Below are 21,115 nucleotides of genomic sequence, written 5' to 3' on the forward strand. Positions count from 1 at the left end.
GAAAACCCAGGCCCGAAGTCCGCCCCGGTCAAAGCCGACAGGCGTTGGGCCGCCATCCGAGCCGACCCAAACTGACTTCAACCCCGACCATCCAGCGCAAACAGCCGGTTTTTCCTCAGCCTGCTAATGCTAAGCGAAGCAGGTTCAGCAACTCAGCCCGATGCCTTTGCCATATCGAAGAGACCACTCGAAATCAGCTTTTCATAGGCGGAGAAGACATGCTGCGGCACTGCCTGCGGCCCGTCCTCGCCATAAGCGTAGCGGCGGCTGAGATAGCCGCGCGCGCCCATCAGCACATGCACGATGACCTCGAGTTCCTCGTCCGTGTAGTCGCCGACCTGCCCCGGCCCCCGCGCGCGCTTGAGCAGCCGGACATAAGCGGTTGAGATGTTGTCGAGATGGTGCCGGTAGCCTGTCGGTGCGAAGACCTCGGCCTCGTTCAAGATGCGCAGGAATTCCGGCGTCTCCCTGATGAAGTCGAAGAAAGCGCGAAACCGCGTCACCTCCTTGCCGAACTCCGAATCCGCCTTGTCGATCCGCATCCGGATGAAGGCGACCATCTGCTGGCCGATGACCGGCAGGAGCTGGTCGAGCAGCTCCTGCCGGTTCTCGAAATGATTGTAGAAGGTGCCCTGGGCAACCCCGGCCGCATCCGTGATCCGCGCGACCGAGGCATCGGCATAGCCGTAGCGGCCGACCATCTTGGCGGCAGCCTCGAACAGACGGCGCTTGACGTCGTCGTTCTTCTCGCTGCGCGTCAGTTTCGCCGGGCGGTTGGCGGTCGCTGCCTTGGAGGTGCTGGTGGCCATGCGTGGTGCGGGCTCGCTGTCGATGGACTGCTTGAACTAAGACCGAAATTCGTCGCGGAGAAGCCTTTTCAGGATTTTGCCGGAGGGGTTTCGCGGCAGGCTTTCCCGAATGACAATGTCGCGCGGCGCCTTGAAGGCCGCGAGCTTCGCCCGGCAATGGCGGGTCAGCGTCTCCAGCGACAATTCGGCGCCCGGCTCCAGCACGACGAAGGCCACCGGCTTCTCGCCCCAGCGTTCGTCGGGCGCGCCGATGACCGCGACCTCCCGCACCTCCGGTAGTTCGAAGATCACGCGCTCGACCTCGGACGAGGCGATGTTCTCGCCGCCTGAGATGATCATGTCCTTGAGCCGGTCGGTCAGGAAGAGAAAACCGTCCCTGTCGAGATAGCCCATATCGCCGCTGCGGAACCAGTCGCCATGGAAGGCGGCCTCGGTCTTGGCCGGGTCGTTCCAGTAGCCACGGGTGATCTTGGGCCCGCGCAGGCAGATCTCGCCGGTCTCGCCTGCCGGCAGCGCCCGCCCCTGCTCGTCGCGGATCGCGATCTCGACATGCGCCAGCGCCCGCCCGACGGAGCCGATCTTCTCGATCTCGCGCCCTGCCTCCATCAATGTGTCGCCGCTGCAGGTCTCGGTCAGGCCATAGGCGTCGATGTAGCGTGCATTCGGGAAGCTCGCCGTGAAGCTGCGGATGCGCGCCTCAGGCGTCCGCTCGCCGCCGCCGATGACCCAGCGCAGGCTGCTCAGGTCGAGCCCGCTCGCGGGCGCCGCGGCCAGCATCGCGCTGGTCATCACCGGCGCGAGCCAGGCGCTGTCGAGCTGCTCGCGCGCGATCGCCGCCAGCGCAGCCTCCGCCGAGAAATCGCGCTGGATGCAGAGCATGCCGCCCATCCACAAAACCGCCAGGCCCGGCAGGTCGAAGGCGCCGACATGGTAGAGCGGGCCGGTGACGAGCAGGCGGTTTTCGGCACCAAGCCCAAGCGCGAGGATATGGTCGCTGCACTTCCAGTAGAAGTTCTCGTAGCTGTGCATCACCCCTTTGGGCCGGTCGGTGGTGCCGGAGGTGTACATCAGGCGGAACAGGTCGCCGGGCTTGCGCACCACGCGCGGTGCCGGGGTGGCGGAGGGCCCCGCCCGTGTGCTGTCGGCCTGGGCCGCAGCGTCGAGCAGCAGGACGGCCCCTGCCAGCGCGGCGGCGGCTGCGAGCTCCTCATCCGCGATCAGCAGCTTCGCGCCCGCATCCTCGACGATATAGCGCACCTCGTCGGCCGAGAGCCGGAAGTTGATCGGCAGGAACACCGCCCCGACATGCCCGACCGCGATGGCGATCTCGACGAAGGCCGCGCTGTTCTTCATCAGCACCGCGACGACGTCGCCCGCGCCGATGCCGCGCTCCGTCAGCCAGCCGGCGGTGATCGCGACGCGGCGCGCGAGCGTGGCGTAGCTGATGCGGGCCTCGTTGAAGACGATCGCGAGGCGCTCGGGCGTACGGCCGGCGTGAAAGTCGATGAAGCTCGAAAGATTGATCATTCCCGTCTGCCGCCCGCCCCGACTTCCACCCTGGCGCCGGCCCCTCGCAGCGGCCGGTCAAATCATTTTCTGGTTCATGACTCGTAATTCATTTTTCGCTTGACGTCACCACCCGTCGTCACGACTATCGCTCGCAACAGGGCCGGCAGCGAGAGCCGCGCCCGATAAACCACGCCCACCGCGCAACGACGGGAAGGGCAAGGGCGGAAGCAGGGAGAGCATCATGAGCAAGCCATCATTGATCGCGCTGAATCGGCGCGGTTTCCTCGCCGCAGGCGCGGCCGCAGCCGGCACGGTGTCGATGCCGTGGGTCGCCGGCGCCCAGGCCAAGGTCGTCAAGGTCGGCTTCCCGACGATCCTGTCGGGCCGCGTCGCGCAGCTCGGCACCTCGTCGCGCAATGCCGCCCAGATGGAGGTCGAGAAGGTCAACGCCGCCGGCGGACTTGCCGGCCGGCCGATCGAACTGGTCATCCGCGACACCAAGGGCCAGCCGCAGGAGGCGGCGCGCGTCGCCCGCGAGCTGGTCAACTCCGACGGCTGCGAGATGCTGATCGACGCCGAAGCCTCGACCGGCGCCTTCGCCGTGCATGAGGTCGCGCGCGATCTCGGCATCCTCTGCATCCACACCAATTCCGAAACCTCCTCCCTCACGGCGGACCCCAAGCTCCGGCTGCCGAACGCCTTCCGCTGCGCCCGCCAGGGTATCCACGATTCGGTCGTCGGCGGCAGCTACGCGGCCGAGATCGCCAATGCGAAGAACCTGACGCGCTGGGCGACCTGCTCGCCGGACTATGCCTACGGGCGCGATACGACCGGCGAATTCGTGATGTATCTGAAGCGCTTCGCGCCGAAGGTCGAAGTGATCAGCGAGGCCTGGCCGAAGATCTTCCAGCCCGACTACACCGAGTCGATCACCAAGCTGCTGCAGGCCAAGCCGCAGGCGCTCTACTCCTGCCTCTGGGGCGGCGACCTGACCTCCTTCATCGACCAGGCCGCGATCTATGCGCTGTTCACGCAGATGCAGTTCTATGCCGTCAACATGGCCGACTACACCGCCCTGACGGTGGTGAAGAACCTGCCGGCCGGCATCCATTCCGGCAACCGCTACATCAAGACCTTCCCCGCGACGCCGCAGAATGCGGCCTGGGGCGATGCTTATCGCGCCAAATACGGCGAGTATCCGACGAACTGGGCCTGGCAGAACGGCCTCGTCATCAACTTCCTGGCCGAGGCCGCGAAGAAGGCCAATTCGGCCGACGGCAAGAAGATGGCCGACGCGCTGCGCGGCCTGACGATCGCCTCGCCGCTCGGCGCCGATGGCACCGTGACGATGCGCGCCGAGGACCAGACGATCATCGGCTATGCCGTCGGCTGGGGCACGACCATCCCCAAGGAGCCCTATGTTCCGGAGATGAAGAGCGTTCCGTGGCAGCGCATCCTCGAACTCGAAGCCGAGTGGAAGAAGGACAAGGGCTTCACCTGAGGCCCTGGCCCCGGCGGCCACGACCGCCGGCTGCACCTTCCGGACAAGACAGGCCGCGTTCGCGCGCGGCCTGACCGCCCCTCTGTTGACGAGCGCGTGATGGATCTCAACGCCCTGACGGAATGCCTGTCCTCGACCTCATGCATGGTCACCCAGGCGACCAGCGGCTTCATCATCGGAATGCTGCTGTTCCTCGTCGCGGTCGGGCTGACGCTCATCTTCGGCGTGATGAAGATCGTCAACTTCACGCATGGCGCCTTCTACATGATCGGCGCCTATCTCGCGATGACCGTGTTCCAGATGACCGGCAGCTACACGCTGGCGCTGCTCGGCGCGGCCGTCGGCGCCTGCCTGTTCGGCGTCGTCGTCGAGCGCTGCTTCATGCAGCGCATCTATGGCGGAAACGTCCTGATGCAGCTTCTGGTCTGCTACGCGCTCGTGCTGATCCTGGACGACCTCGTCCGCATCGTCTGGGGCCCCGAATTCAAGTCGATGGGCATGCCGGACGCCTTCCGGGTGCCGCCGCTCTTCATCATGGGCGGGGTCGTGCCGCCCTTCTATCTCTTCCTGATCGCCGCGGCGCTGTCGATCGCGGTCGTCCTCGGCCTCGCCATCGCCCGGACGCGCTTCGGCAAGACGATCCGTGCCGCGGCCCACAACCCGGCGATGGTCTCGGTCCTCGGCATCAACACAGGCCTGCTCTTCACCGGCGTCTTCGCGCTCGGCTGCCTGCTGGCGGGGCTGGCGGGCGGGCTCGCTGCCCCGGTCCGGTCGCTGACCCCCGGCATGGGCTTCTCGATCCTGATCGAGAGCTTCATCGTCACCGTGATCGGCGGCATGGGCTCGATCCTCGGCGCGCTGGTCGGGGCGCTGCTGATCGGTCTGATCCGGACCTTCGGCGCGCTCGGCTTCCCGCTCTTCACGGAGGCGCTGATGTACCTCGCCATGGCGATCGTGCTGATCGTCAAGCCGTCGGGCCTGTTCGGACGCGAGGCTGCCTGAGATGAAGCGCCCTGCCCTCCGCGACGGCCTGATCGGCCTCGCCGCCTTCCTGATCCTCGCCGCGCTGCCGCTCTTGACGACGAGCAGCGCCCTGGTCGACTTCGTCATCCGCTGCGCCGCGCTCGGCCTGTTCGCGACCTCGCTGAACCTGCTGGTCGGCTATGGCGGCATGGTCTCCTTCGGCCATGGCCTGTTCTTCGGCATGGGCGCCTACAGCTTCGGCATCATCATGCAGCGGACGGGCATGCCGATTCCGCTCGCGATCCTGCTCACCCTCGGCGTCGCGGCCATCGTCGCGCTGGCGGTCGGCGCGATCTGCGTCAGGCTGAAGGAAATCTATTTCGCCTTCGTCACGCTGGCGTTCCAGATGCTGGTCCACAGCATGATCATCGCCTGGGTGCCGGTCACCGGCGGCGACCAGGGCCTGCGCGGCGGCATCCCGCGCCCCTCCTTCCTCGGCATCAACCTCGCCGACCAGAAGCAGCTCTATCTCTTCAGCGCCGCCCTGCTCGTGCTCGGGCTCATGGCGATGCGCCACATCGTCTCCTCGCCCTTCGGCTATACGCTGCGCCTGGTGCGCGACAACCCGGCCCGCGCCGGCTTCCTCGGCATCGATGTCTACCGCACGCGCCTGACGGCCTTCGTCTTGGCCGGCGTCTTCGCCAGCCTGGGCGGCGTCCTGATGAGCCTGTTCGTCTCGGGGGCTTACCCCGAATTCGCCTTCTGGACGATGTCTGGCGAGGCGGTGTTCATCGTCATGCTCGGCGGCACGGTGGCCTTCCTCGGCCCGATGGTCGGCACAGTGCTGCTGCTGCTGCTCAACGACTTCGTCACGCGCGTCGCGGAACACCACGGCCTCGTGCTCGGGACGGTGATCCTGCTCTTCGCGCTGGGCCTGCGGAAGGGGCTGCTCGACTTCGTCATGGACTGGCGCGCGGCGCGCCGGACCCGTGCCCAGGCCGGAGCCGACAGGCCCCCGGGCCCGAACACGATCGCCGGCACGGACAAGATGGAAAGGGTTGCGACATGAGCGAGGCGATGATCGCCGTCGTCACCGGCGGCGCGAGCGGCATCGGCGCGGCCTGCTGCCGTGAACTAGCGACGCGCGGCCACAAGGTCGTCGTCCTCGACCGCGACATGGCGCGGGCCGAGAGCGTCGCGGCCGAGATCGGCGGCCACGCGCTGTTCGGCGATGTCGGCGACGAGGCCGGCCTCAAGGCCGTCGCCGCTCGCATCGAGGCCGGGATCGGTCCGGTCGGAATCGTCGTCAACAGCGCCGGCGTGCTGCAGCCGCCATTGCGGCCCACCGAACTGCCGATGTCGGTCTGGGACCATGTCGTCCATATCGACCAGCGCGGCACCTATCTCGGCTGCGTCGTCTTCGGCGCGGCGATGCTGCCCCGGCGCAGCGGCAGCATCGTCAACATCGCCTCGATCGCGGGCTCGCGCTCGATGGCGTTGCATGCCTATGCCCCGGCGAAGGCGGCCGTGATCTCGATCACCCGCTGTCTCGCCGCGGAATGGGGCCCGGCCGGCGTGCGCGTCAACTCGGTCTCGCCGGGCTTCACCCGCACGCCCGCGCTGCAGGAGGCGATCGACAAGGGCGAGCGCGACGTCACCAATCTCGTCGGCAGCGTGCCGATGGGTCGCCTCGTCGAGCCCGACGAGATCGCCCGCGTCGTCGCCTTCGTCGCCTCGCCGGAGGCCTCGGCGCTTTCGGGCGTCGACGTGCCGGTCGATTGCGGCTGGATGGCCGGCACCTCCTGGCACACCTATGGCGGCTTCCGCGATCCCGGGAACGGCCCCCATGCTTGAGATCACGAATCTCGTGAAATCCTTCGGCGGCGTGCGCGCCACCGACGATGTCACCATGACCTTCGAGGCCGGCTCGCTGACGGCGATCATCGGGCCCAACGGCGCCGGCAAGAGCACCTTCTTCAACCTGCTCTCGGGCGCCTTCCGGCCCGACAGCGGCGATATCAGGCTCGACGGCCAGTCGATCGTCGGGCTGGGCATCGGCGAGATCGTGCGCCGCGGCATCGGCCGGGCCTTCCAGGTCGCCAGCATCTTTCCGTCGCTGACCGTCGAGGAGACCATGCTGGCGGCGGTCTCGGCCCATCATGGCCATGCGAGCCGGCTCGGCTCGCGCTTTCCGCTGGCCTCGACCCGCTCCCACGCGGCCCATTGCATCGAGATGGTCGGGCTCACGGCCAAGCGCGACACGCTTTCGGCGAACCTGTCGCATGGCGACCAGAAGCTGCTCGACATCGCGCTCGCGCTGGTGCTGGAGCCGAAGGTCCTGCTGCTCGACGAGCCGACGGCGGGCATGGGGCCGGAGGAGCGCTGGCGCGTGATCGAGAAGGTGCGCGAACTCTGGGAGCGCCAGAAGATCACCGTCGTCTTCATCGAGCACGACATGGACATCGTCTTCAAGATCGCGCCCTCGATCCGCGTGCTCAGCTATGGCCGGGTGCTGGCGCAGGGCTCGCCGCAGGAGATCCGCACCAACCCCGCCGTGATCGAAGCCTATCTCGGCACCGAGCACGAGGCCGCGGCATGAGCGCAGATTCCCTCGTCAGGCCTGCCGTCATCGAGGTCGCCGGCATCGACGTCTTCTACGGCGCGAGCCAGATCCTGTTCGGCGTCGAATTCGCGGTCCAGGAAGGCCAGACCATGGCTCTGCTCGGCCGCAACGGCGCCGGCAAGAGCACGACGATGAAGGCGATCGCCGGTCTCGCTCCGCCAAAGCGCGGCGCGGTGAGGTTGTTCGGCCAGGACCGGACGCGGCAGAAGCCCTATGAGATGGCGCGCGCCGGCCTCGGCTTCGTGCCCGAGGACCGGCAGGTCTTTCCTGAGCACAGCGTCGAGGACAATCTGCTGATCGCCCGGAAGCCCGGCCCCGACGGCCGCGACGAATGGAGCCTGGAGCGCATCTACGAGGTCTTTCCGCTGCTGACGCCGCTGCGCCAGCGCATGGCGGGGCGGCTCTCGGGCGGCGAGCAGCAGATGCTCGCGATCGCGCGCATGCTGATGGGGAACCCCTCGGTCCTGCTGCTCGACGAGCCGAGCGAGGGTCTCGCCCCGATCATCGTCCAGCGCATCGGCACGCTGGTCCGGACCCTGCGCGAGACCAGGGTGACCATCCTGATCGCCGAGCAGAACATGCATTTCTGCCTCGGCCTCGCCAGCGATGCGACCGTAATCGACAAGGGCCAGATCGTCTTCCGCGGCACGATCGCGGAGCTCAAGGCCAATGACGACGTCCGCCAGCGCTACCTCGCGCTCTGACGTCCCGCACCCGGATTTTGCCAGGGAGACCGGCCATGCCGACACTGACCCAGGATATCGCCCGCTTCGTCGCCGGCATCGAGGCGCAGAGCCTGCCGGCCGAGGTCACGGCCAAGGCGCGCGCCTGCCTCGTCAACGCGCTGGGCATGGCCGTCAACGGTTTCGACACGCCTTACGCCCCGGTCGCGCGCAGGGCGGCGATCGCGCTGGACGGCGAGGTTCAAAACGGGGCGACGCTGTTCGGCGACGGCCGGCGCAGCACCATTGGCGCGGCCTGTCTCGCCAACAGCGCGCTGTTCCATGGGCGCGCCCAGGAGGACACCTGCGGCGCCGCGCATTTCGGCACCATCCTGATCCCGATGCTGCTGGCGATGACGGAGGCGCGCGGCTACCCGCTGTCGCGGCTGATCCCGGCTCTGGTCGCCGGCTACGAGACCGGCGGACTCTTCGAGAACGCCTTCGCGAGCCGCACGACACCGGCCGGCTTCCGGTCCTCGGCCGTCTATGGTTGCGTCGCGGCAGCGGCGGCGGCAAGCCGATTGATGGAGCTGAACGAGGATCGTCTAGCAGCTGCCCTCGCCAATGCCGTCTCGCTCACCGGCGGCGTCCTGCAGCCCTTCGCCGACGGCACCGACGAGTGGCGCTATCAGGTCGGGGTCGTCGCCCGCAACGGGCTGGCCGCCGCGGAACTCGCGGCCGCGGGCTCGGTCTCGGCGCCCCACGCCTTCGAGGGCCGCGCCGGCTTCATCCGCTGTTTTGCCGGCACCGAAGCCCCGGCCGATCTCGCCTCCCGCCTCGGCCGCGACTGGTCGATCTTGCGCGTCACCTTCAAGCCCTACCCCGTCTGCGCCTTCAACCAGACGCCCGTGACAGGCGCATTGGCGCTCCGCGAGACGCTCGCCGGCCGGGAGATCGCGGCCGTCAGGGTGCGGATGAACCCCTACGAGACCGGCTATGCCGGCATGGACGCAGCCGGCCCGTTCAGCTCGATCTCCGGTACGCTGATGAGCATACCGTTCTGCATCGCGACGACGCTCGTCCATGGCGTCCCGAGCATGCGGCACATGACGACCTATGACGACGCCGCCGTGAACGGACTGGTCGCGAGGACGACGCTGGTGACCGACCCGGGCGTGCCGGTCCTGAGCGCCGTCATCGAGGCGGATACGGCCGACGGTGCGACGCATCTCCACGAGCAGAGGATGACCCCGGCCGACTACGCCTTCGACCGCGCGACGCTGCGCGAACTCCTGACCCGGACGGGTGCGGAGCAAGGGCTGGAGCAAGGGCTGTTCGAGCGGATCGAGCGTGTCGTCGATGCCCTGCCGAACGGCAGGATCGAGGATGTCGTCGGGCTGTTCACGGCGATAGAGCCGCGCCGCGTCGCGGCCTAGGCGGTCGCAGGATCAAACCCGCCCTGTGACGACGATCTCTCTTTGCATAAAAATGAATTATGACTCATTACTCATATCATGGTAGTTCCGTCGCGTGGAATCGAGAGCCTCATGAGTGAGCCAACGACGTCGGCCGCGGCCGGCACCGGGCACAACGCCGCAGCGGAGCTGCTCGCGCTCTATCGCTCGCTGGTGCTGATCCGGCGCTGCGAGGAGCGGCTGAGCACGATGTTCGCCGATGGCGAGGTGCCGGGCTTCATCCATCTGAGCATCGGGCAGGAGGCCGTCTCGGCCGGCGTCATGGCGGCGCTGACGCCCGAGGACACCATTGCCTCGACGCATCGCGGCCATGGCCACGCCATCGCCAAGGGGCTCTCGCTGGACGGCTTCTTCGCCGAGTTGCTGGCGCGCGACACCGGGCTCTGCCGTGGCCGCGGCGGCTCGATGCATGTCGCTGACATGTCAGTCGGCATGCTCGGCGCCAACGGCATCGTCGGGGCCGGGCTCTCGATCGCGCTCGGCAGCGCGCTGGCGCACAGGACGCTGAAGAACGACGCGATCGCGGTCGCCTTCTTCGGGGACGGCGCGCTGGCCGAAGGGCTGATGCATGAGTGCCTGAACATGGCGGCGCTGTGGAAGCTGCCGCTGCTGTTCGTCTGCGAGAACAATGGCTGGGGCGAGTTCCTGCCGACCTCGAGGCAGCTCTCCTTCTCGCTGGAGGGGCTCGCCGCCGCCTATGGCATCCCCCATGTCGCGATCGACGGCAACGACGTCGCGGTCGTCGCCGCGCATGCGGCGCACATCGTTGCCGAGGTGCGAAGCGAGGGTCCGCGCATCCTTGAATGCCTGACCACGCGGGTCCGCGGGCATTTTGAGGGCGACGCCCAGAAATACCGCGACCCGGACGAATTGGCCGCGCTCAGCGAACGCGATCCGCTGGGCATTGCCGCCGGCCAGCTCACGGCGATGGGCGTGGGCGAGGCCGCCCTGTCAGACATCACGACCGAGATCGCGGCAAGGATCGAGGCGGCGGTCGCAGCGGCCCGCGCCGCGCCCGCGCCCCTGTTCGAGGCGGCGATGGCGGATGTCTACACCGGTGCCCAGATCCGGCAGCCAGCCAGGCAGGGAGGCGTCTGATGGCCGAGATGCGCTATCTGCGGGCGATCAACCAAGCGCTTTCCGACGCGATGGCCGCCGATCCGAGCGTGATCCTGATCGGCGAGGACGTCGCGGAGGCCGGCGGCGCTTTCGGCGCCAGCCGTGGCCTGCGCGAGCGCTTCGGTGCCGAGCGGGTAATCGACACGCCGATTTCGGAAGCCGCGCTGGCGGGTGCCGCCGTCGGCGCCGCGTTGAGCGGCCTGCGGCCGGTCGCCGAGATCATGTTCATGGACTTCACCACGCTGGTGATGGACGCGCTGGTGAACCAGGCGGCCAAGGCCCGCTTCATGTTCGGCGGCCAGCGCTCCGTGCCGATGGTGCTGCGCACCCCCCATGGCGGCGGTCTCGGCGCCGGCCCGCAGCATTCGCAATGCCTCGAGGCCTGGTTCGCGCATGTGCCGGGGCTGAAGGTGGTCTGCCCCTCGGACCCGGCCAGCGCCTATGGCCTGCTGCGCGCCGCGATCGCAGATCCGGACCCGGTCGTCTTCATCGAGCACAAGGCGCTCTACGCGATGAAGGGCGAGGTGCCCGACGATCTGCCGGTGATCCCGCTCGGACAGGCCGGCATCCTGCGCGAGGGCCGCGACGTCTCCATCGTCGCCTATGGCGCGGCGGTCCACACCGCGCTCACAGCCGCGACGCAACTGGCCGAGGAGGGCATCGAGGCGGAGGTCGTCGATCTGCGCAGCATCCAGCCCTGGGACGAAGCGACCGTGCTGGCCTCGCTCTCGCGCACGCACCATCTCGTCGTCGTGCACGAAGCCGTCGAGGCCTTCGGTGTCGGCGCCGAGATCGTCGCCCGCATGGCCGATATCGGCTTCGACGAGCTCGACGGCCCGATCCTGCGCGTCGCCGCGCCGTTCATGCCGGTGCCGTTCTCGAAAGGGCTGGAGACGGCCTACCTCCCCTCCCCGGAGCGCGTCGCCGCCGCCGTGCGCCGCACTCTGGCCTGAAGGAACCCGCCATGTCTGAAAAAACCGGAACGTCGGACGCCATCCTCTATGAGCGCCGCAATGCCGTGGCGCTGATTACGATCAACCGCCCTTCGACGCTCAACGCCCTCGACATGGCGACGCTCGCGGCCCTAGACGAGGCGGTGGCGCGCGCGGCTTCGGATGAGGCCGTGCGGGTCGTCGTCTTCACCGGCGCGGGCGAGCGTGCCTTCGTCGCGGGCGGCGATATCGCCGATCTCGACAGCCGGCAGGGCCTGCCGCACTATCTCGAACTCGGCGAGCGGCTGCACGCGGTCTTCCGCCGGATCGAGACGCTGGACAAGCCGACCATCGCCGCCGTCAACGGCTGGGCGCTGGGTGGCGGCACCGAACTGCTGCTCTGCATCGACATCCGCATCGCCGCCGCCTCGGCCAAGTTCGGCCTGCCGGAGATCAATCTCGGCCTCTTCCCGGGCGCGGGCGGCTCGCAGCGACTGATCCGTCAGATTCCGCTCTGCAAGGCCAAGGAGCTGATGTTCACCGGCGCGCGCATCGACGCGACGGAAGCCGAAAAGCTCGGCCTGATCAACCGCGTCGTACCCGACGCCGAGGCGCTGCCGCAGGCGCTCGCTTTGGCCGAAACGATCGCCGCCAAGTCGCCGCTGGTGCTGAAGCTGCTCAAGCGGACGATGAGCGACGGTCTCGACATGCCGCTGCCCTCCTCGCTGCGCCACGAGCAGGCGATGATTGGCCTCGTGCTCGACACGCAGGATGCGCATGAGGGTTGCAAGGCCTTCCTCCAGAAGCGCCCCGCCCAGTTCAAGGGCGCCTGAGATGGCCACGCCCGCCGCCATCGTCATGCCCAAGCTCGGTCTGACCATGACTGAGGGCCTGCTTGCCGAGTGGCGAGTCGGAGCGGGCGATACGGTCGCGACCGGCGACATCCTCTTCGTCATCGAGACCGAGAAGATCGCGACCGAGATCGAGGCCCAGCATCCCGGCCGTATCGGGGACATCCTCGTCGCCGAAGGCGAGACGGTGCCGGTCGGAGCCGCGCTCGCGACCTGGGCGGATGGAGACGCCGCGCTTGCCGGCGCGGGCACAGGGCCGAATTCCAGCCCGGCCGCCGAAGCGCCGACACCACAGCCTCCCGCCGCTGCCGTGCCCCGGCAGGCCTCGCCCGCCAGGGCCGATGCGGGGGGGCGCATCGTCGCCACGCCGTTGGCCCGCCGCGTCGCCCGGCAGAACGGGATCGCGCTCGACCAGCTCTCCGGCTCGGGGCCGCAGGGCCGCATCAAGCTGAAGGATGTCGAGGCGGCGCTGGCCGCCGCGCCTGCCCCCGGCCCCACACCGATCCGGACGGCGGGCGGCCGGCGCCGCCCTGCGACGGCGGTTGAGCAGGTCGTGGCGCGGCGGCTCTCGCTGGCCAAGCAGACGATCCCGCATTTCTACGTGCTGGCCGAGGCCGACATCACCAGCCTCCTCGCAATGCGCGAGGAGCTGAACGGCTCGGGCGGCCGCCTGCGCCTCAGCATCACCCATGTCATCGTGGCGGCGGTCGGGCGTGCGCTCCTGGCCCTGCCGCAGCTCAACGCGATCTGGGACGAGGGCGACATCGTCACGCTGGACGGCAGCGATGTCGGGCTGGCGGTGGACAGCCCGCGCGGCCTGATGGTGCCGGTCCTGCGCGATGCCGGCGCCCATCATCTGGACGCGGTCGCGGAAGCCTGCGCCGACATCGTCACCAGGGCGCGCGACGGCCGGCTGACGGCAGCCGACTGCGCGGGCGGCGCGATCAGCGTCTCCAATATCGGCATGTATGGCGCATCTCATCTCGTCTCGATCATCAACCCCGGCCAATCCGCGATCCTCGGCGTGGCCGCGACCAAGCCGGTCTTCCGCCCCGATGCGCAGGGCCGGCCGCAGCTGCGGCAGGAGCTCGGGCTGGTCCTGTCCTGCGACCATCGCGTCATCGACGGCGTGCGCGCCGCCCAGTTCCTCGACCTCGTCGTCAAGACGCTCGAACACCCGTTGCCGCTGCTGCGCCAGCCTGCGACCGAAGGGAGACCGACATGAATTTCGACCGCAGCGACGAGCAGACCATGCTCGCCGACACGGCGCGGCGCGTGGGCGAAAAATTCGGCCTCGACTACTGGCGCGATCTCGATGCCCGGAAGGCCTTTCCGTCCGCAATCTGGCAGGAGATCTGCGAGGCCGGCCTCTGCGGCATCGCGGTTCCGGAGGAATATGGTGGCGCCGGCCTCGGCATGACCGAGATGGCGATGGCGATCGAGGCGCTCTGCGCCGCCGGCGGCGGCTCGACGCTGAGCCAGATGTTCATGTGCAATCCCGTCTTCGGCGGCGTCACCATCAGTACCTTCGGCACGCAGGCGATGAAGCGCGAATTGCTGCCCGACCTCGTCGCCGGCAAGGCGATGTTCGCCATGGCGCTGACGGAGCCGGACGCGGGAACCAACACGCTGGCGATGAAGACCTTCGCCAGGGCCGATGGCGATGGCTGGCGGATCAACGGCCAGAAGATCTGGATCACCGCGGTCCCGCAGGCGACGAAGATCCTCGTCGTCGCCCGGACCAAGAAGCTCGAGGAGATCAGCCGCAAGACCGATGGCATCAGCCTCTTCCTGATCGATGTCGCCCGCGACGGCCTGAGCCACCAGGCGATCGACAAGGTCGGCACCAGCACGCTGCCGTCGAGCTCCGTCTTCTTCGAGGATGTCCGGGTCGAGCCGCACGAACTCGTCGGCACGCTCGATGGCGGCTTCCGCGAGCTGCTCGACGTGCTGAACACCGAGCGCATCGTCACCACGGCCGGCCTCGTCGCGACTGCGCAGCTCGCGATCAGGCTCGCCGTCGACTACGCCCGCGAGCGCAAGGTCTTCAACAACGCGCCGATCGGCTCCTATCAGAGCATCCAGTTTCCGCTGGCGGAGGCGCAGATCCAGCTCGAATGCGCGCGGCTGATGAACCACAAGGCGGCCACGCTCTATGACCAGGGCAAGCCCTACGGCTCCGAGGCCAACATGGCCAAATATCTCGCCGGCCATGCCGCTGGCCTCGCCACCGACCGCGCCATCCAGACGCTCGGCGGCATGGGCTACGCCAAGGAATACCATGTCGAGAGGCTGTGGCGCGACGCTCGCCTGTTCAGGGTCGCTCCCGTCTCCGAGGAGATGATCCTGAACTACGTCGCCCAGCACGATCTCGGCCTGCCCCGGTCCTACTGATATGGCAGCCGTTACGATCGAAATCGGCACGGAAGCCCGCCCTGCCGATGCGGCTGCAGCCGCTGACGCCGCGCGGATTGGTCAGGAACCGCGTCGTCGTCTCGCCCACGGCAACCTACAGCGCCGGGGACGGCATCCCGACCGCCTAGGAGCCTGTCCGAGTAATACCAACGGCCCTCACGATTGACCGATATGTGCCCATTCGCGCATCCCGATGGATGTGATGGTGCTGGGTTGATCGACGAGGCGGTTCCAGGCGTCGCAGGCGGCGTCGATGATGTCGTCGTAGGTGTCGAAGACGCGGTTTGAGAGCCAGTTGGCGCGCAGATACTGCCAGATGTTCTCGACCGGGTTCAGTTCGGGTGAGCGCGAGGGCAGAAAGATCAGCGAGATGTTTTTCGGCACGGCGAGTTTGGCCGTCGTGTGCCATCCGGCGCGGTCGAGCAGCAGGACGGCATGAGCGCCCTTTGCGACTGTCCTGGCGATCTCGTCGAGATGGACCTGCATGGCGTGAGTGTCGGCAAAAGGCATGGCGAGCGCTGCGCCGACGCCCCGTGCCGGGCAGATCGCCCCGAAGAGATAGGCGCTCTCGTAGCGCTGATCGGCGGGCTGGCGCGGCCTGGTTCCGCGCCTGGCCCATTGTCGGACCAGGCCGTTCTTCTGGCCGATGCGGGCCTCGTCCTGGAACCAGAGTTCGATGGGCTTGCGCTTGGGCACATGGGCGAGATGCGCCTTCAGCGTCACCGCGAAGTTTTTTGGGCCTGCGGTGGCGTCGAGTGCTTCCTTCAGGATCTCGGCCTCGAGCGTCTTCTTGCCAAGAAGCCGATGAAGCTCGCGGATCTGGTTTTGCAGCATCCGGTACTCGGACACCGGAACGACCTCTTCCTCGGACCGCGTCGCCGTTAGCGCGCCCTGGTTCGCCAGCCGACGCCAGGAGAACAACTGGTTGGGCGCAATCCCATGCCGCCGGGCAACCAGGCTCACGCTCATGCCGGGCTCATAGGTCTCCGCGACGATCGCCAACTTCTCCGCCGGCGCCCTGCTCTCAGCCGAGATCGCCGAGAAGCAGGCGCGATCGATCAAGTACCAGATCACCATCGCCAAGCTGCCGCTCGCCAAGGACGTCGGCGACTTCGTCTTCGATGGCACGCCGCTCAACGAGACGCTCGTCCGCGACCTGTCCGGCGGCAACTTCATCGCCCATCAGCGCAATGTCGTCCTCGTCGGCGGCACCGGGACCGGCAAGACCCATCTCGCCATCGCGATCGCCCGCGCCTGCATCCGTTCCGGCGCGCGCGGGCGCTTCTTCAACGTCGTCGATCTCGTCAACAAGCTCGAGGCCGAGGCCCGCGCCGGCCGCCAGGGTCGCATGGCCGACTATCTCTCGCGCATGGACTTCATCGTTCTCGACGAACTCGGCTATCTGCCCTTCGCCCAGTCCGGCGGCCAGTTGCTGTTCCACCTGATCAGCAGGCTCTACGAACAGAGCTCCGTCATCGTCACCACCAACCTCGCCTTCGGCGAATGGCCCTCCGTCTTCGGCGACGCCAAGATGACCACGGCGCTCCTCGACCGGCTGACCCATCACTGCGACATCGTCGAGACCGGCAACGAGAGCTGGCGCTTCAAGAACAGGCTCTGAGCGACGCGCCGCCTTCGACCCGGAGCCGGCGCGGCTGTGCAACCCCGACCAGCTTCGCCGCGCCGCCTCCTCACCGCCTCAGCCTATCAGGGGGTCAAGATTGGACGCCACGATGCCGAGGTCGGGGTAAAATGGGCATGGTAGCGCGGGCGGCGGGCGAGCCATGCTCGGACGAGCGCCGTTTTGTTGGTCGCGTAATTGTCCATGATGATGTGGATATCGAGGTCGGCCGGCACCTGCGCATCGATCTGCTTGAGGAAGTCGAGAAACTCGGCGGCGCGGTGCCGCTTGTAGCATTTGCCGATCACGAAGCCCGAGGCGATGTCGAGCGCTGCGAAAAGGGAGGTCGTGCCATGGCGGACGTAGCCAGGAGTTCGACGTTCGGGCACGCCGGGCATCATAGGCAGGACCGGCTGTTCCCGGTCGAGCGCCTGGATCTGGCTCTTCTCGTCGACGCTGAGCACCAATGCCCGATTGGGCGGCGATAGGTAGAGCCCGACGATGTCGCGGACCTTGTCGACGAACAGGGGATCACTCGACAGCTTGAACGTCTCTGAGCGGTGCGGCTGCAACCCGAAAGCGGTCCATATGCGGCGGATCGTAGTATGGGAGAAGCCGGTCTCGCCCGCCATCGAGCGGATCGACCAGTGGGTAGCGTCGGCCGGCTTGGAGCGAAGCGTGCGCTCGATCACCGCGGCGACCTGGTCATCCTCTATCGTTCTCGGCCTGCCCGGACGAGCCTCGTCCAGCAGTCCTTCCACACGATCCTTGAGGAAGCGCCGGCGCCACTTGCCGACTGTGTGTTCGTGCACGCCCAACTCGATCGCGACGACCTTGCTCTGGATGCCGTCGGCGCTACTATTGCGCGACGATCTGGATGGGGAGCGCGACAATCTGGATGAGATTCTGGATCGCGACGGGCTTACGATGCCGGGCGTGATTGTCGCTGGCAAGGGCTATGTTTCCGGTTGATTGTCGCGGCGCGACAGCGCTCCGACATTCTTGATTGTCGCGAAGTTTGGCGGCCGCCCCGCGCCCTGCTGTTTTCGGTCGATGGCGGCTCGGCGTCTGTAGCTGTCGACGTTCATTTCGAAGATGGTGGCGTGATGGACGAGGCGGTCGACGGCCGCGAGCGTCATGGCTGGATCGGGGAAGATCTTGCCCCATTCTCCGAAGGGCTGATTAGCGGTGATCAGCGTCGAGCGGCGCTCGTAGCGGGCGCTGATGAGCTCGAACAGCACGGATGTTTCGGCCTGGTCCTTGGTGACGTAGGCGAGGTCGTCGAGGATCAGCAGGTGGTATTTGTCGAGCTTGGCGATGGCCGCTTCCAGGGCAAGTTCGCGCCGCGCGACTTGGAGTTTCTGGACGAGATCGGAGGTGCGGGTGAACAGGACCCGCCAGCCGTTTTCGATCAAGGCGAGCCCGATGGCGGAGGCGAGATGGGACTTTCCGCCGCCCGGTCCACCCAGGAGGATGAGGTTGGCGCCCTTGTCGAGCCAGCTGTCGCCGGCGCAGATCGCCATGACGTGCGCCTTCGAGACCATCGGCAGTGCCTCGAAGTCGAAGCTGTCGAGGGTTTTGCCTGGTAACAGCCTGGCCTCGGCGAGATGTCGCTCGACGCGGCGGCGATCACGTTCGGCGATCTCGTGCTCTGCGAGAGTGGCGAGGAACCTGGCGGCGGGCCAGCCTTCCTTGTCGGCCCTCTCGGCGAAGGCTGGCCAGCCATGCTTGATCGCAGGCAGTCGCAGATCGTTGAGGATAATGGCGAGGCGGGCGTGGTCGATGTCCTTCGTCATGCCGCTTCTCCCACGCCGCCATCGAGAAGCGCCTCATAGGCGACCAGGGGAGTGAGATGGACCACGACCTGCGGCAATGCCGCCGGATCGGGAGCGAAGCGCTCGCGCAAAATCGCCATATCTGGCGCCGTGCCGGCATCGAGTCCGGCCGTGAGGATGGCGGCGAGATCGGCTTCGCAGCCGCGATCATGAGCCAGCGCCAGCAGATCGACCATCAGCTTGCACGCCGGTCGCTCCGGCATGCGTTCAAGCAATCGGTCGAAGGTCCGGCGATAGGCGTCGCGCGGAAAGAGCTGGTCGCGGTAGACGAGGCCCAGCAGCGCCATCGGCTTGCGCCTGAGCGCATGGATCACATGCCGATAATCGACGACATGGCCATGCTTGCCTTTGGCATCAGCGCGCCCGCGCGGCAGGCTCATCAGCGACGTGCCGCCGATGAACAGGTCGAGCCGGTCATCGTAAAGCCTGACGCGCAGGCGATGGCCGATCAGCCGGGAGGGCACGGTGTAGAACACCTTCCTGAGCGTGAAGCCGCCCGAGGAGGTCACGGTGACGATCGTCTCCTCATAGTCGCAGGTTCTGCGGCCGGGCAGCGCCTGCAGGCTCGGGCGCTCGGCTTCGATGCGCCTGGCGTTGCGCGCATTCCCGCGACTGATGAGTTCGTCGATGAACTGACGGTAGGCACAGAGATCGTCGAAGTCGGCCGTGCCTCGCATCAGCAGTGCGTCCCTGACAACCTTCTTGAGATGGCCGTGGGGGCTCTCGATCGAGCCGTTCTCATGGGCGACGCCGCGGTTGTTGCGCGTCGGCTCCATGCCGTAATGGGCGCACAACGCGTCATAGCGCTGGGTCAGATCCTCGCGTGCGGCCTTGTCCAGGTTGCGGAATGCGGCAGACAGGCTGTCGCTGCGATGTTCCCGCGGGGCACCGCCCAGCGCCCACAGAGCATTCTGGAGCCCTTCGGCGAGCGCGACATAGCTCTCGCCGCCGAGGATGACATGGACATGCGCGAAGCCCGAGCAGGCGAGCCGGAAGTGATAAAGCCGATGATCGAGGGCCGCGCCGGCGATCGTGACGTGCAGCTCCCCCATAGCGGTGAAGTCGGACAACCCCATCCGGCCAGGCTCGTGGACCTGCCGGAAGATGACGTCCTGTTCCGTGCCGTGAAGCGCGCGCCACGCGCGGATACGCCGCTCGATGGTCCGCCTGATGCCAGGAGAGAGCTCGGGATGGCGGCGCTGCATCTCCTCGAAGATGGCCACCGGCCTCAAGCCCGGCGCCGCTTGCAGCATCGGCACGATCTCGCCGTCGAAAATATCGGTCAGGGGATCGGGCCTGCGCCGATCGCGCGTCACGATCTTCTGCGACGGCAGCCGTCGATCCTGTTCAAAGCGGTAGGCGGTGGAGCCGCTGAACGACGCTTTCGCCGCCGCAAGCGGGGGCGCGTCCGTCTGTCGGAACTTCATGTAGAGCCTCATCTGGTGATCGGTGACATGGCGGCCGGGCAACGGATGGATCTCCTGCGAGACGGTCCAATCCGAATATCCGGTCGGTCGCGATCACCTGACCCAAGCTCCACACCGGGAACAAAAGGCCGCTCGCCGGGATCGGGCTTCCGGTCGGGCTACGCCCTCCCTACACCCCGATCCCGGCGAAACCTCTCATCCTGATTGTCGCGCTAGTCCCATCCTGATTGTCGCGCGGCAGCGCAACGAAGAATGATCCGGCAACGTTCCGACATTGACCGCGCCACTCGTCGCCGACGGATCTGCCGTTCCAGGTATTCCCGCTCTTCCAGCTCCAGCACCAAAGGTGCCGTAGGCCGCCCGCCCGCGTTCGCCATACCACGCTCCTCATCACCAAAGCCCAGCATACAATGATGCTTACTTCAGTTCCAGATGACTAGCTCAAGGCGAGAAGGCCGCCCCTTTGCAGCGACGTTCCCGAGCGGCCGGGTTCACGAGATCCGTCAGCAGTTTTGCCACGTGCTGTACAACTGCGGACGGCTCCTCCTTGCGCCACGCCGCGACCAATTCCGAACTCGGGGCGTTGGTCTCGTCAAATGGGCGATAGCACACGCCGGGCTGCGCAATGACGCTGGCCGATTCCGGCACGAACGCTACACCTAGGCCGCCTGCGACCAAGCCAATTACCGCATGAATCTGATGGATCTCATGCACGATGGGCAGGCTCAGGCCCTGCGCGTTTGTGATCACCTTGAACTTGCTTTCGAGATAGCGCCGTTTCGGCAAAGGCGTCGTGATGAGCGCCTCGTTGCGCAGGTCGTCGTATCGGATCGACGCTTGTTTCGAGAGCGGACTGTCGGTTGCCATGGCGACGACATATGGCTCCTTATAAAGATAAGCCGTGTCGAACCGCCCATAGGCAAACATCGGGCGCATCAGGCCGATATCGATGCGCCGAGCTTCGAGGGCATCGACCTGTTCGCTCGTCACCATCTCCCGCAGCACGAGTTCGATTTCGGGCAGAACCTTGCGCAGAAGCGCGACGATGCCCGGCAGGACGTTGAACGGTGCGGCCTCGACGAAACCGATCGTGATACGGCCGATTTTGCCCTTAGCCGCCTTGTGCACCATCGCCCGGGCGAGGTCCATCTGGCGCAGCGTCAGCTCGGTTTCGGCGAGGAAGACGCGTCCAGGCTGCGTCAGCTCGACCCGGCGCTTCGTCCGCTCGAATAGCGTGACGCCGAGATCATCCTCGAGACGGGCGATCGCGAGGCTCAGGGCCGGCTGTGTCAAGCCGAGCCGCGCGGCTGCGCGGGAGAAGCTTAACTCCTCAGCGAGCAGCATGAAGGCGATGAGTTGACGGCGATCCAAGA

16 protein-coding genes and 5 pseudogenes are annotated in these 21,115 nt (G+C 67.1%); 13 read left to right on the forward strand and 8 right to left on the reverse strand.

The features are described 5' to 3' along the window. Nucleotides 1-152: 152 nt before the first annotated feature. Together AE618_RS25565 and AE618_RS25570 are read right to left on the reverse strand one after the other, a co-directional pair. Nucleotides 153-809: a TetR/AcrR family transcriptional regulator gene (locus AE618_RS25565; RefSeq protein ID WP_054211890.1), complete on the reverse strand. Its 657-nt coding sequence runs from the start codon at nucleotides 807-809 to the stop codon at nucleotides 153-155. A 36-nt stretch (nucleotides 810-845) separates the two neighbouring features. Beyond that, on the reverse strand, nucleotides 846-2,336 hold the full coding sequence (locus tag AE618_RS25570) for an AMP-binding protein (RefSeq protein WP_054211891.1): 1,491 nt from the start codon (nucleotides 2,334-2,336) through the stop codon (nucleotides 846-848). Between the two features lie 223 nt (nucleotides 2,337-2,559). Here AE618_RS25570 and AE618_RS25575 point away from each other — a divergent pair, with 223 nt between their 5' ends. The 12 genes from AE618_RS25575 (at nucleotide 2,560) to AE618_RS25630 (ending at nucleotide 14,838) form a co-directional block, all read left to right on the forward strand. After that, nucleotides 2,560-3,819: an ABC transporter substrate-binding protein gene (locus AE618_RS25575; protein ID WP_054211892.1), complete on the forward strand. Its 1,260-nt coding sequence runs from the start codon at nucleotides 2,560-2,562 to the stop codon at nucleotides 3,817-3,819. A 99-nt stretch (nucleotides 3,820-3,918) separates the two neighbouring features. Next, nucleotides 3,919-4,821 carry a branched-chain amino acid ABC transporter permease gene (locus AE618_RS25580; RefSeq protein WP_054211893.1) on the forward strand — a complete coding sequence of 301 codons (903 nt, stop codon included), beginning with the start codon at nucleotides 3,919-3,921 and terminating at the stop codon, nucleotides 4,819-4,821. A 1-nt stretch (nucleotide 4,822) separates the two neighbouring features. After that, the gene (locus AE618_RS25585) at nucleotides 4,823-5,851 is read left to right on the forward strand and encodes a branched-chain amino acid ABC transporter permease (protein WP_082365583.1); all 1,029 of its coding nucleotides are present in this window, start codon (nucleotides 4,823-4,825) and stop codon (nucleotides 5,849-5,851) included. Further along, nucleotides 5,848-6,636 (forward strand): SDR family NAD(P)-dependent oxidoreductase, encoded by a 789-nt coding sequence (locus AE618_RS25590; protein ID WP_054211894.1) that lies wholly within the window; start codon nucleotides 5,848-5,850, stop codon nucleotides 6,634-6,636. The genes AE618_RS25585 and AE618_RS25590 overlap by 4 nt, the downstream gene beginning before the upstream one ends. Then, nucleotides 6,629-7,381, forward strand: coding sequence for an ABC transporter ATP-binding protein (locus tag AE618_RS25595; RefSeq protein ID WP_054211895.1), 753 nt, complete (start codon nucleotides 6,629-6,631; stop codon nucleotides 7,379-7,381). Before AE618_RS25590 ends, AE618_RS25595 begins: the two co-directional genes overlap by 8 nt. Next, complete coding sequence (locus AE618_RS25600; protein WP_054211896.1) at nucleotides 7,378-8,109, forward strand: ABC transporter ATP-binding protein; 732 nt, start codon at nucleotides 7,378-7,380, stop codon at nucleotides 8,107-8,109. Before AE618_RS25595 ends, AE618_RS25600 begins: the two co-directional genes overlap by 4 nt. 35 nt (nucleotides 8,110-8,144) lie before the next feature. Beyond that, entirely contained in the window at nucleotides 8,145-9,503 is a 1,359-nt protein-coding gene (locus AE618_RS25605) for an MmgE/PrpD family protein (protein WP_054211897.1), read from the forward strand. A 111-nt stretch (nucleotides 9,504-9,614) separates the two neighbouring features. Then, a complete protein-coding gene (locus AE618_RS25610; protein WP_054211898.1) occupies nucleotides 9,615-10,640 on the forward strand; it encodes a thiamine pyrophosphate-dependent dehydrogenase E1 component subunit alpha in 1,026 nt (341 codons plus the stop codon). Further along, nucleotides 10,640-11,614 (forward strand): alpha-ketoacid dehydrogenase subunit beta, encoded by a 975-nt coding sequence (locus AE618_RS25615; protein WP_054211899.1) that lies wholly within the window; start codon nucleotides 10,640-10,642, stop codon nucleotides 11,612-11,614. Before AE618_RS25610 ends, AE618_RS25615 begins: the two co-directional genes overlap by 1 nt. A gap of 11 nt (nucleotides 11,615-11,625) precedes the next feature. After that, on the forward strand, nucleotides 11,626-12,426 hold the full coding sequence (locus AE618_RS25620; protein WP_054211900.1) for an enoyl-CoA hydratase/isomerase family protein: 801 nt from the start codon (nucleotides 11,626-11,628) through the stop codon (nucleotides 12,424-12,426). 1 nt (nucleotide 12,427) lies between these two features. Further along, a complete protein-coding gene (locus tag AE618_RS25625) occupies nucleotides 12,428-13,669 on the forward strand; it encodes a dihydrolipoamide acetyltransferase family protein (protein WP_054211901.1) in 1,242 nt (413 codons plus the stop codon). Beyond that, entirely contained in the window at nucleotides 13,666-14,838 is a 1,173-nt protein-coding gene (locus tag AE618_RS25630; protein ID WP_054211902.1) for an acyl-CoA dehydrogenase family protein, read from the forward strand. The genes AE618_RS25625 and AE618_RS25630 overlap by 4 nt, the downstream gene beginning before the upstream one ends. 177 nt (nucleotides 14,839-15,015) lie before the next feature. Here AE618_RS25630 and AE618_RS28290 read toward each other — a convergent pair. Then, nucleotides 15,016-15,870 (reverse strand): annotated as a pseudogene (locus AE618_RS28290) (IS630 family transposase); the annotation flags it as partial. 1 nt (nucleotide 15,871) lies between these two features. On the opposite strand from AE618_RS28290, the pseudogene istB (AE618_RS25640) reads away from it, so the two are divergent. Further along, nucleotides 15,872-16,480 (forward strand): annotated as a pseudogene (istB, locus tag AE618_RS25640) (IS21-like element helper ATPase IstB); the annotation flags it as partial. 107 nt (nucleotides 16,481-16,587) lie between these two features. On the opposite strand, the pseudogene AE618_RS25645 reads toward istB (AE618_RS25640), so the two are convergent. The 5 genes and pseudogenes from AE618_RS25645 to AE618_RS25660 form a co-directional block, all read right to left on the reverse strand. Beyond that, nucleotides 16,588-17,376: pseudogene (locus AE618_RS25645) on the reverse strand (IS630 family transposase); the annotation flags it as partial. Then, nucleotides 17,339-18,276: pseudogene (gene istB, locus AE618_RS25650) on the reverse strand (IS21-like element helper ATPase IstB). The pseudogenes istB (AE618_RS25650) and AE618_RS25645, both read right to left, overlap by 38 nt. After that, the gene (gene istA / locus AE618_RS25655) at nucleotides 18,273-19,784 is read right to left on the reverse strand and encodes an IS21 family transposase (protein WP_156330490.1); all 1,512 of its coding nucleotides are present in this window, start codon (nucleotides 19,782-19,784) and stop codon (nucleotides 18,273-18,275) included. The pseudogene istB (AE618_RS25650) and the gene istA overlap by 4 nt, the downstream one beginning before the upstream one ends. Before the next feature lie 182 nt (nucleotides 19,785-19,966). Continuing rightward, a pseudogene (locus tag AE618_RS27630) lies at nucleotides 19,967-20,119 on the reverse strand (IS630 family transposase); the annotation flags it as partial. A 64-nt stretch (nucleotides 20,120-20,183) separates the two neighbouring features. After that, nucleotides 20,184-21,113, reverse strand: coding sequence for a LysR substrate-binding domain-containing protein (locus AE618_RS25660; RefSeq protein ID WP_054211905.1), 930 nt, complete (start codon nucleotides 21,111-21,113; stop codon nucleotides 20,184-20,186). Nucleotides 21,114-21,115: the final 2 nt, after the last annotated feature.

The sequence above is a fragment of the Allobosea vaviloviae genome, from assembly GCF_001298265.1.
GTDB lineage: Bacteria > Pseudomonadota > Alphaproteobacteria > Rhizobiales > Beijerinckiaceae > Allobosea > Allobosea vaviloviae_B.